The following is an 11,918-nucleotide window of genomic DNA, read 5'->3' as shown; positions in this document are numbered from 1 at the left end:
GACGGTCTCCTTCAACCCCAGCGCATTCGTTCACCGACTTGGGGCTTAAACAGGATTCTCATAAAGTCAGAACCAATACAGGAATGATTTCGATTCGTCCGATCCACATGAGAAAGATCATCGTGAGCTTCGTCGACCACGGGAACGCTTCGTAGCTTTCGAGTGGGCCTGCGATGCCAAATGCAGGTCCGACATTGAAGAACGTGGCTGCTGCAGCGCTCATTGCCTCGAACTCGGTGACCATCAATCGTACTCGTGATGCATCAACAACCACAAAAATTGTCGCGATTACGAAGACCACCAGACTCACCAATGTATAGGAGTAAATGTCACGGATCGTTTCCTCGTCGACAACGCTTCCACTCAATCGAACCGGGCGAATTGCACTTGGGATGGTGGCGACGAACAGATCACGGCGGAAGGACTTCAAGACTACCAGCCAGCGGAGCGTCTTGATCGAACATGTCGTACTACCTGCCATGCCACCGATGAACATACAGATGAACAGAAGCTGTTTGGCCCCGGGCGACCAGAGGTTGAAGTCAGTGCTGGAGTAGCCAGTAGTCGTAATGATCGATACGACTTGAAAGAGTGAATGCCGGAGGATCTCTTCGAGATTTCCGTACAGTGATGCGTCGATGAGTAAGACACCGCTGATACCTCCTGTGAAGACGCCAAGAATGCCAATATAGAAGCGGAATTCATCGCTGTTACGGAGGCGCTCGACGTTTCCTTGGAGAACGAAGTAGAGTAGCACGAAACTCGTCGCTCCGATCATCATAAATGGGATGATTGCCCACTGTACAGCAGGTGAGAAGGCGGCGATACTCTCCGCTCGTGGTGAAAACCCACTTGTGGAGATGGTCGTGAATGCGTGGGCGATGGCATCGTATAGCGTCATCTCTGGGGCTAGCCCAACCCAATGTAGGCCGTAGAGAACAGCTACTTGTAGACCGGTGAGCCCGATGTAAATCTTCCAGAGCAGTGCCGCCGTTTCTGAGATTCGTGGCGTGAGTTTGTTGACGTCCTGAGTCTGGGTTTCGGTTTCCATGAGTTGTGCGCCACCGACAGAAAGCTGAGAGAGAATAGCGGTCGCCAGTACCAGAATGCCGAGTCCTCCGAGCCACTGGAGAACTGCACGCCACATGAGAACTGCCCGTGAGTGGTGTTCGAAATTCACGATAACAGTTGCGCCCGTCGTTGTGATCCCACTCATGCTTTCGAAGAGTGCGTTAACGGGCTGCGCAAGGACACCTTCGCCAGCTAGGAGGAACGGGGTGGAACCGACGAGCGCAATACTCAGCCACGTCAGCGACACCATCAGAAACGCTTCTCGAGTTCGGAGGTCACGCTTCTCCGTTAGCTGTTCGAGCCTCCAACCAAGGAACCCCGTTCCAAGAATCGGGAGGATAAACGGGACGATCGGCGTTCCATCGTAGAGCGCAATCCCGAGCGGGAGCAGTAACGGTACCCACAACCATTTGAGAACCGTTCCAACTAACCGGCAGCTCACCCGCCAGTCGACGCGAAAACTCATACGACAGCCATAACGTCAGAAAGTGCATCTGCAGCAACGAAGAGGATGACGTGGTCTCCGGGTTCAACCACGGTATCGCCACGTGGAACGACGAACTCTTTGTTGCGAGTGATCGCACCAATAACGACATCAGAGGGGAGTTCCAAAACACTCTCGCGGATGGATCGACCAGCCAGGATGCTTTCCTCGTTGACCTCGATTTCCAGAACCTCAGCTTGGCGATTCTCGATGAGCGAGAGGTTCTCGATCTTGCCTTCCTCCGTGAAACGGATAATTTCCTCTGCAGTTTCTTCACGCGGGTTAATTGCGACATCGATCCCAACGGCCTCGAACAAGTCGGCGTTATCCTCTGCTTCAACGACGGCGACCGTTCGTCGGACACCGATATTCTTTGCAAGTAATGATACGAGCAGGTTCTTTTCGTCGTTATCAGCTGTTGCGATCACTGCATCTGCATCGGCGATATTCTCCTCGATAAGGTAGTCCACGTCCGTGGCGTCGTGCTCCAACACGACTGATTTCGGGAGAAGTTCTGCAAGTTGACGAGCACGATCGCCTGACTGCTCGATTAGCCGCGGATTGAGTCCACGTTCCCCGAGAATTCTTGCCGTGTGGTATCCTATACCGCTTCCACCAATTACAACGATCTCCCGTGTTTCGTTCGAAGTTTCAGCGGAGACAACAGTTCTCGAAAACTCTTGAACGCTGTCTGGACGACCAATGACAATTACGCAATTATCGGCTTCGATTCGCGTCTGCCCACGGGGAATCACTATATCGCCATTACGGACCAGTGCAGCAAACGTAAGCGCCTCGAACTTGTCTGCCTCTTCGACAGTCTGACCAACAATTTCACTCTCTGCCGAGATTTCGAATTCGGCCATCTGGACAAGACCACCAGCGAAGGGTTCGACATCGATTGCTGCCGGGAGACCGACCACCCGAACGATGTCGTTGGCTGTTAGAAGGTTGGTCGAAACCATGAAATCGACATCGAATGCCCCTTCTGACTGAGTCCACGTGTCGAAGAAATTCGCGTTCCGAACTCGGGCGATCGTAAAGGCGTCGCCCACAGTCTTCGCTGTCATACACGTAACTAGATTGGTTTCGTCATCGTCCGTACTGGTGATGAGCATATCCGCCTCCTCGACACCGGCTTCTTGGAGGACCTCGAGCGATGTGCCGTCACCTTCTATTGCCAAGATATCGCGCGAATACGTGAGTTCCTCGATCTTTTCGGGGTCGACATCGACGACGATGACGTCATGACTGTCGTTAAGACTGGTAGCAATATTCGATCCGACCTCACCAGCCCCGACAATGATTACTCGCATTGGTTCACCTTCGGAGGACTCATTATCGCTATCTAACGGTTGAACCATACTAAAAGTCGTTTCTCATTCGGTTGCCACTCGATAATGGTGATGTCATCAACGGACACGCCGATGAGGGTGCCGATTACGATCTCACAATTAATGGGACGACCGAGAGAGTATTGTACAGCACCTGGTGATTGATGTGATTCCAAAAGCTATTGGAAAACGTTCTACCACTACCGGGATCATAGCTTAACGTCGTCTCGACTGTAACATTGCGGCTAAAGAAATTCATCGAGAAGCTCCGTTTTCGGGTGATTGACACCGGTTTCCCTATGGAACTCGGGAGTGGTCAGTTTGGAATGGACGGTCTTTACCGATGCCCACCGAATGGGGGGTATGAGAATGGAAGACCCGTTGGATATCGAGTACCGATCTCATGACCGGGTGAAAAAGCTCATAGATGTTGTCCGATTCTGTGTCGAAGACATCAGCTTGTCGTTCGATCGCTGGAATGAGCCCTACATTACTGGTCCAGGACTTTACTTCACTATTATCTCCGGATACTCAGTGCGGGATCACGCTGATCCGATGGGAGATAATCGATGGCCTATTTCCGAGTGTCGGGATATCCTCAACGACGTCGATAGCTTCTACGAGGTGACATCAGACGTTGCTCGCTCGCGGGATGGAGCAGTCGTGATAAGTGTGGATGGTATCGTCCAAGAGCAGATGGTACGGTTTCGGGATTATGCATCCACTTTTGATGAAGACAGTGGACACACAGTCGAGTATGCCGACTGGATGGGTTCACGTCATATGAGTGCTGCCGACACGTCAGCACGACCAGAAGTAATAATGGCTATTACACTTAGTGCCGAAAACGGGCGAGTCACCCTTTTTGAGGACGGAGACTATACCACTGTACCTCGGGATGACCTCTTCCAAGCGTGGCTGTAATCATTTCAATCGCTCGCAGCTCGCTGAATGGATGGGAAACAAAGGTCCAGAGTGTCAACTACCCCGCCCTAACCGCCTACGGCGGTTTGAGGACGGGGCTTGCGTGCGGTTTCTCGGCATAGGACTCATACCGACGAAACCCGCTTGTGGCGCAGGGCCAGATGCCAGAGGCAATTTAATTAGCCATGACCTCCACTCTACCCCGCGATCTCGGCCACGGGCGACGGAGAGGAACATAGCGTCACGTTTGCTTCGTTGGTCCGGCTTTTGGGGTCGGTTGACTGCGACCCATCCCTGCCGAGAAACGCACCGTGGCCTGGTTGGCACGCCAGCCCTCACGGACTGTCTGTGGCCCGTCATGGACAGACGGATGTTCTCCGCGGGTGGTTGTAAATATTGGCACGCGCTCCTCCCCTCTCTACTCGCTCCCTCAGGTCGCTTCTTGAAGAAGGGGACTCCGCGCAACCACGAAGTTGAACATCACCCGTGGAAAGGACGGGTCGAGGATAAGTGGGAGTTTGTCGGCTGCGTTGAACCACTTGAGAGTTCTGTGGAATTACTTTGATATGTACTGTATATAATATTAAGCAGGTCGATAAACAGTAAGATCCAACGTCGTATGGTGATTCAACATATCCGATAAAACAGAGAGGGGAGTCCGCCTCTCGCTACTCTCCCTATAGATACCCCTCCACTAGGGTCTGGTGAATCGCTAGACGGCGCTGACTTGATCCGTCGCAACTAGAGAGTTGAAGCGGGAAACGGCGGATGATTCATGTCCAAAATTTCCCGCTTCACAGGGAAGGTAGTGACGTTGGCTAAAAGTGCTGTTGGTGGCCGAGGCGAATCCGTCGTCCCGCAGAGTGGCGGCGGATTCGCCGGCTACGCTGTCGTTTCGCTGCATTGTCTGCGGATTTACTTGGAAAAATCCTACCGTGAAGCGCTTGATCTCCTGAGCGAGATGCCACAAATACTGCGTGCTGTGAGCTAGGCAAATCCAACGCTGTATGGCGATTCACCACGGCCCTCCACTATTATACATCGCCACTGTGACCTACTCTACGCCAACATGTCTCCCTCCGCACAGTGGACTCCCAAAAGCGAGCAAGAGAAGCTGTCATAGAATGGTGCGTACCGATTGTGTTGACTTCGGCGAGCGTTACATACAGAACAAGTATGTGACAGAGAAACGAGCCAACTTATTAATTTCCATCAAGATAGTTCATTGAACGTGTATTAGCAAATAAGAATCACTCATCTCGATCAGTTTACGCTGAAGCAGCCGTTCAGTAGAAGAATTTGGAAAGCCAACGAATGTCGGTTTGGAATATTTGAAAGAGTTAACTCTGTAGTCGTAGAAATTGGATTATGGAAGAGGTAACGTCTACTACATTGCACCAATTTGGGTCAGGATTACTCATTGAGATCATTGGAGTGGACGAACGAGGAGATATTGCAGTCGAAACGATCGAATTTGAGGTGCTTGAATTAGAGGGCAAAATAGTAACCCCACGCGAAGAGATACCTTCTGAGTATGAAGATCAGATTCGCGCCACGCTTTCTGAACAGAGTTATTCAATATCCGATAAATGACGGCTAACGCAGTCTCCCATGTTTAAACAGCCAGTCCAATGCCCACAGTGTAATGCTCGCAACTCATTCCAACCGATGTTCACTACCGGCGGTGGCTGGCGAATCTCTCACTATTACTGTGAAGAATGTGGCCAGCGGTATAATCCATACACTGATTCTTACCAATGATCGGCTTTTCAAATAGTATTTGATCTCTTAACTACTGAATCGAACCCAAGGTCTTCTAAGGTCTCCAATTCGGAGAGATGCTCCTGTCGTAAGCGCTCGCGGTCCGTTGAGCCAGTAATGACCTGAAACACATGCTTATTTAGCTGTTCTGATGCGAGGAGATCGGGGACAGTAACATAGAGCGCGCCCTCTTTGAGAAGCGACTTTGCCTCTGAGAGGTCTGAGGACCGAAGAATCACATCAGCACTCCCACATCGATCAAGGATTCGATTCGAAACGCGCTTCTGGTCAATAGTTGAAATAATTAGCCTCGCTTTTTCTAGACGGGCTTTCTCCCACGTGTATTGATGCATCGCATCACTGAATACATAATTTTCGCACTGGGATTCTAGCTCGGCAAGTAGCGTCGGGTCGTTCTCGATAACGACGTAGGGACGATCCTGAGTTTCGCAGTAGTTTACGATGCGGCGGCCTTGGCGCCCGAATCCAACAATGATCACGTGCTCTTGAACCGTCTGGTCGACGTGACTTTGAGAATCGATTTTGTTCGACTGCGACCCATCGAGAATGCCGCTAAGTAGCGATTGATACAATTGTTCATCGTGACGACGTGTGTAGGATGACGTGATCATTGTCACAGCTGCAGCCAGAATTATGGCATCGAATAATGTCGGAGTAATCTGTCCAACAATTAATGCCTGAATAGCGATGATAAGCGTAAATTCGCTCACCTGATCAAGACTAAAACTCGTCAGGGAAGCCGTTCGCGTATCGTACCCCTCCCAGAGTAGTGTGAGAAGTGTTACTGCAGGTTTCAGAATCGCTGTAAGAACGACCAATACAAAGGCAGTACTCACTACAGACAACGAGGGAATCGAAACTAATGCGCCGAGTGTTACGAAGAAGATCGCAACAAAAAAGTCCTTGATCGATTCAATCCCGTTCAGCATATCTGGGTTCTTAGTGAAATCAGCCTTGATCGCAAGCCCAGCTGCAAACGCGCCGATCACACTGGAGATGCCGACGTATTCTGCGGCAGCGAGGAAGCAGATGAGGATAGAAATACTGGCCATCAGCATGAGTTCTTGAGAGTTCCCTGCGAAGCGAGACAGTTGATTGAAGATATGTCGCTGAATAATGAGTGCTCCAACGAGTAAGATCACACCATAACCAAGGTTCGCCGCGATAGCATCGCTTGAAAAGACATCAACGCTCAACACCAGGATAAATATGATCGCAAGGATATCCTGGACAAGATGCATAGACTGGGCGAGCCGCCCATAAACAAGGTTATTCCTGATCTCTGATTGGAGAAGACCAGCGCCGACAATCGTCGAACTGAGTACAGCAGCAATAGCAAAATACACTGAATTAAGTCTGTCAAAACCCAGGAGTGTGGCGCACAAGAATCCGAACGCACCGACCATGCTGAGTTGGACGACAGATGTTACTTCACTGTCTCGGAACACAGTTTGGACTGTATCAAGTCGCACTCCTACACCGAACACAAAGACGAGAAAGGCAATTCCCCACTGAGCAAGTTCAAGCAATGACGCCTCGTCTATTACAGTTCCAGTGAGAATTCCCGCGAGGATAAAGAACGGAACAGGGGACAGTGAGAACTGATTAGCGATAATGAGGAAGACTCCTGCTGTGATGAAAATAACGGCGAGCGTGGTGATTAAATCAACCATCTAAATCACCTCGAATGTCGGCATTTGCGTCAAATGACGTCTCAGACGGGTGTTCGACCGCTTCTTGGTTAATTTGCCGAACGTCGTCGCTGATAGCTTGAACAAAGTCCTGTTGATCGTCGAAATACTGATCTAAGTAGCCGATCATCTGATCTGCCATCATGTGGGTGCTCATAATGACGTAGTCCGCGCCCGCCTCGTACAATCGGCGTGCATCTTCGATGTATTCTGCCTCAACAAATACAGTGGTGTCTGAACTAACCTCGGTAAGGAGTCGTTCATTGATCTCGGGCTGAACGGTCGAACTTAACACGAACGCCGCCTGTTTGAGTTGAGCAGCTTTCCGGATTTCCCCGTGTTTGAAATCACCATAGATGACGTCGTACTCGCTGTGATTCTTGAGTTTTTCAACGTGAGCGGTTTTCCTGTCAATGAGTACAACCTGTCCAAACTGTTCTTTTAGCGTTGGTAATGCACGTTCGGTGATTTTGTCGTATCCGATTACGACTGCGTGATCTCGGTATTCTTCGAGTTCTACGTCACCTTTTTCTTCGCTGTCAAACCGGCTGAACCATGGCTCAACCCGCTGATAGATTTGCTTGTTGTAGTTGATGATGTATGTCGAGATGCTCATCGTGAGAATCGCCATGAGACTGAGATAGCCGAGAATAGCAGTATCGATAAACCCTTGAGCGACACCAATTGCGCCAACAACAAGTGAGAATTCGCTTACCTGAATCATATTAACCGATCCGAGAAACGAGGTTTCGACGCTGAAATTCTCTCGATCAATCAGATAAAACATAATCCAGAAGTTCCCAATCATCAACACGAGAGAGGCGATAACTGCTTCTACCCAATACGTAAGTAGGTCATCAGCAGCGAGACGAAGCCCAATACTAGCGAAGAACACGAGGATGAAGAAATCTGTAACAGGACTGACTCGCTCTTCAAGTTCCTTGCTGTACGGGAGTTGAGCAAGACTGATCCCGGCGAGGAATGCACCAACTTCGAGTGAGAGATTGAACTGCTCTGAGATAGCGATGAAGAAGAACGCCCATGCAATCCCAATAATGAAGAAGATGTCTTTGTTATCTGCAATTCGTCGAAACAGTTGCGGGAGGATGTAGCGGGATGAAGCGATCGAGAAGATGGCAATGAACGACATCATGAACAGGATCGTTACAATTGTTGTTGCGATTTCAGTAGGATTGCCGAGTGATTCCGCACTTAGAAGTGCAAGGACAATTACAAGATAGATGTCTTGCACAATGAGGACACCAACGTCGATTTTCCCAGGGAGTTCCGTGATCTCATCTTTATCAGACAGAATCTTCACGATGATCGGCGTGGCCCCGAAAACCGTCGCAAGAGCAATAACGATGGTCTCAACAAGCCCGAACCCAAGGAGATAGGCGACGGCGAATGCGAGAGCAGTTTGAAGCACCGTCTGCCAGACTGCAATATTGACGATTGGACGGAGGATGTTTCTGACATCATCGAACCGCATTTTGATACCGAGCAGAAACAAGAGGAATCCAAGGCCGAGCTCGGCCATCAGTTCGACGAGTCCCTCTTCGGTGACCAAGTCAAGGAAGACTGGCCCGAGAATTAGGCCAGTCAGGATATAAGCGATTATCGTTGGTTGCCCAGTCTGTCGGGCGATGAAACCAACGATAGTTGCAACTACGATGATGATAGCGAAGTCTGCTGCAAAAGCAATTTCAGTAGCCATTAGGTGTCTAGGGAAGTCATCAATATTTCCAATCAGTTCGCGCTGTAGAGCAGTTGTTCAAGCGAGTCTTGTTCGTCAGATGACCCGATAGCTACGAGTTTGTCTCCAGCATGAAACGTAGTGTTCGGATTAGGATTTGAGATTACATCGTCACCTCTAATGATTGCGCTGATGGTGACACCTGTTCGGGAACGAAGTTCGGTCTCTCCAAGTGTTTGACCTAAAATTGGACTCTCTTTGGTGAGTGTCCACCATTCTATAATAACATCTTCACTTAGCTGAGCCTCAATTGAGTCTGTACGGATAGGCTGGAAATATGCTCCTTCGAGAATTGTTCCCATGACTCTGGCTTCATGGTCTGAAAGATCCATGATTTTTTCTCCATCAGCACTAGATGAATCTTTCCGGTAGACCTCTCTCCTCCCATTATTATGGATAATAATGACGTAAATCTCCTTCTCATCCAACTCTATCTCGAACTTTCTCCCAATCCCACGGAGATCACTCTCATAAATATCCATATTCCCACTTCTACGCCCAAGTATATAATGGTGGTGAAAAGCATGTTAGATTTTCAGGATTGGCTTTCAGTGGAATGACCATTTTTGGTTGACACGCACTCTATTTGTATTGTTTCTCCTGTGAAGACTCGATGAAACGAAGCGGCGAGACGAATGCTGAACCATATGCATTGAGAAACGCAGTCTCAGACGATCACATGGATGAGGATGAGTGTCTGCTTGGCGAAGGTATACAATCAACCTGCACTGTTTAGTTGTCATCTTTTGCCACGCCGGTCTTACATCTATGCGTGGGGACTTAGCAGGCTTTCATCCCATCAGTGCCGATATGGGCTTCATCAATAGATGTTTTTGGCTGTGAGCGCTACCCGGATCAATGAGGACCAACTCATTATTTGAGGACATCGTCTCATCGCTTCCATTTATTTCCCCTGAGGAACAGCGGCTTTTGCTGACGACCGTGTTTCTTTTCGTCACTGGGTTGCTTTTGATTCTTCTTCCGCGAGGTCCTCGCTACTTGAAGCGGATGTTGAAGAATGAAAGTATTCATAAGCAGTACAACGAATTGAACGAGTATCTTCCGCTTGGGTGGATTGTACGCAGTATTTTCGGGTCGGTCAAGTAGTGGTTTTGGGTAGCGGACTCGCTGGAGTACTTCATCTCTGGGGATATGAGTCACTGGTGTGGTACACCGTAGAGTTAGTTACAGCTATGTGGCCAGCACTCTCACGGCTGTTAGGAACTGGTTTTGTACTTATCTGCGCATATCTCGGAGTGATCGCTACGTCCTCTTGGATAGACGCTTTTTCTACGAATACTCCCGGAATTGATCGGCATGACCGTGAAATAATCACACGTGTGTTGCAGATTCTCATTCTTATTGTTGCGGCACTTTTCGTTCTCACGGTATGGAATTTCGATATTTCTAATCTTCTTGTTGGAGCTGGTCTTATTGGAGTTATTCTCGGATTTGCTGCCCAAGAAACACTTAGTTCGGTCATTGCAGGTTTCATTCTGATGTTTTCACGCCCGTTTGAGATTGGAGATTGGATCGTTGTTGGCGAGGATCGTGGAATCGTTACCGAGATTACGATCGTCCACACTCGAATTCGTGGCCCGAATGGAGAGCATGTAGTCATCCCAAACGAGGTGATCGGAAGCCAGAGAATACGGAATCGGAGCAAAGAAAGTCGACTTCGATTTTCTGTGGATGTTGGTGTTGACTACGATGCGAATATCGAGGCCGCCCGCGAGGTCGCTCAAGAAGCGGTGGAATCAATCGAGATGGTCGAAGAAACACCGTTTCCATCGGTACGGATCGAGGAGTTAGCGGACTCCTCAGTCGTTCTTCGGATTCGGTTCTGGATTAAGAAGCCGAATACAGAAAAGATGTGGAAAGCAGAAGACGAAGTACTCGAGACAGTGAAGACAGCACTCGAAGACGCCGAGATCAATATCCCATACCCACATCTCCGATCAGTCACAGAAGAGAAATGATATTTTCGGAAGCAGGAAATAACTAATATTAATCTATCTAACTATTATACAAAGCTAGTAGGGTTAGTAAAACAACTATTAATATCTGTCAGTATCCAAAAGAGCTACGTCCGAGAGTCGATTATCGATTCAATATGCGTCAATATCTTTTTGAATTTAGTGAAAAGCAAATCCCTTTAATCGTGATTTTAGCAACGATCCTGCTCTACGCAATATTTCTAATTGGTATACTCTATAGAATATTACTTTGGGTTATTTGAATCATCATCTAGTGGAATTGTGGCGGCGGCAACAGTGAAGAACTCCATGCTGCGGTGTTTCACCTCGCGTTCGCCTGTCTGCTGTATTCGATTTGGAGAGCTGCCGATCTGCTCGTGCAGATCGAGTTGACTGGCGAGTACGGACAGACACCACTCGTAACGGCGGAAAATACGCTCACGCTGTTGAAGGAGGAGACGGGAATCGGGTAAAGAGCCACTCTACCCGCGTGGAAGAGTGGGTTTTGAGTGGCGACACTGAAAGCTACCTCGGAAGAGCGTCGAAACCCTTCTAAGACTGATAGGAATTAGCGGCTGAGAGGGTGTCTGAAAGATCACCGATAAACTGATTTGTCCGAATTCACCGACAACAAGCCTGCTAAACGGCCTGTAGTCTCATCTTCCGACCTCCTGCAGAAGTTGAGACTGCGTTCTCCTGCCGTGTTGAATAGATGCTGAGTCACGGTTAGAGTGGTTCACAGAGCGGTTCTATATTTGAGATGGCGAACATCAGGACAATTTCCCGGAACTGCCGATACCAGCCCAGCGCTCGCACGGCATCGCCGAGCGAGCGCTTCGTTGTCGAATACGAAGTTTCGGCCATCCAGCGCTGAGAGTAGCCTTTTGCCCGGATGAGTGC

General features: G+C 49.2%; 8 protein-coding genes and 3 pseudogenes. 5 read left to right on the top strand and 6 right to left on the bottom strand.

Annotated features, from left to right (window positions below):
• Positions 1-58: 58 nt before the first annotated feature.
• Entirely contained in the window at positions 59-1,537 is a 1,479-nt protein-coding gene (locus GWG54_RS19695) for a TrkH family potassium uptake protein (RefSeq protein WP_167939352.1), read from the bottom strand.
• A complete protein-coding gene (gene trkA, locus GWG54_RS19690; protein WP_167939351.1) occupies positions 1,534-2,871 on the bottom strand; it encodes a Trk system potassium transporter TrkA in 1,338 nt (445 codons plus the stop codon). The genes GWG54_RS19695 and trkA overlap by 4 nt, the downstream gene beginning before the upstream one ends.
• Positions 2,872-3,252: 381 nt before the next feature.
• Between trkA and GWG54_RS19685 the strand changes: the two genes are divergently transcribed.
• From GWG54_RS19685 to GWG54_RS19675, 3 genes and pseudogenes are all read left to right on the top strand, one after another.
• Positions 3,253-3,813 carry a diadenylate cyclase gene (locus GWG54_RS19685; protein ID WP_167939350.1) on the top strand — a complete coding sequence of 187 codons (561 nt, stop codon included), beginning with the start codon at positions 3,253-3,255 and terminating at the stop codon, positions 3,811-3,813.
• Positions 3,814-4,588: 775 nt separating this feature from the next.
• A pseudogene (locus GWG54_RS19680) lies at positions 4,589-4,798 on the top strand (IS5/IS1182 family transposase); the annotation flags it as partial.
• A 383-nt stretch (positions 4,799-5,181) separates the two neighbouring features.
• A complete protein-coding gene (locus GWG54_RS19675; RefSeq protein WP_167939349.1) occupies positions 5,182-5,406 on the top strand; it encodes a hypothetical protein in 225 nt (74 codons plus the stop codon).
• Positions 5,407-5,582: 176 nt separating this feature from the next.
• Here the strand turns inward: GWG54_RS19675 and GWG54_RS19670 are convergent, their stop codons facing one another.
• Genes GWG54_RS19670 through GWG54_RS19660 form a run of 3 tightly spaced genes read right to left on the bottom strand, consistent with a single transcriptional unit; the run spans position 5,583 to position 9,524 of the window.
• Positions 5,583-7,268: a cation:proton antiporter gene (locus GWG54_RS19670; RefSeq protein WP_167939348.1), complete on the bottom strand. Its 1,686-nt coding sequence runs from the start codon at positions 7,266-7,268 to the stop codon at positions 5,583-5,585.
• Positions 7,261-9,003 (bottom strand): cation:proton antiporter, encoded by a 1,743-nt coding sequence (locus tag GWG54_RS19665; protein WP_167939347.1) that lies wholly within the window; start codon positions 9,001-9,003, stop codon positions 7,261-7,263. The genes GWG54_RS19670 and GWG54_RS19665 overlap by 8 nt, the downstream gene beginning before the upstream one ends.
• A gap of 32 nt (positions 9,004-9,035) precedes the next feature.
• Positions 9,036-9,524, bottom strand: a complete 489-nt coding sequence (locus GWG54_RS19660) for a cation:proton antiporter regulatory subunit (protein ID WP_167939346.1) — start codon at positions 9,522-9,524, stop codon at positions 9,036-9,038.
• Positions 9,525-10,148: 624 nt separating this feature from the next.
• Between GWG54_RS19660 and GWG54_RS19655 the strand changes: the two genes are divergently transcribed.
• On the top strand, positions 10,149-11,021 hold the full coding sequence (locus GWG54_RS19655) for a mechanosensitive ion channel family protein (protein ID WP_312854309.1): 873 nt from the start codon (positions 10,149-10,151) through the stop codon (positions 11,019-11,021).
• 317 nt (positions 11,022-11,338) lie between these two features.
• A pseudogene (locus GWG54_RS21060) lies at positions 11,339-11,491 on the top strand (transposase); the annotation flags it as partial.
• A 253-nt stretch (positions 11,492-11,744) separates the two neighbouring features.
• On the opposite strand, the pseudogene GWG54_RS19645 reads toward GWG54_RS21060, so the two are convergent.
• Positions 11,745-11,918 (bottom strand): annotated as a pseudogene (locus GWG54_RS19645) (IS5/IS1182 family transposase); the annotation flags it as partial.

This window comes from Natronococcus sp. JC468 (assembly GCF_012163165.1).
Taxonomy (GTDB): Archaea; Halobacteriota; Halobacteria; order Halobacteriales; family Natrialbaceae; genus Natronococcus; species Natronococcus jeotgali.
This window is presented reverse-complemented; position numbering and strand designations above follow the sequence as displayed.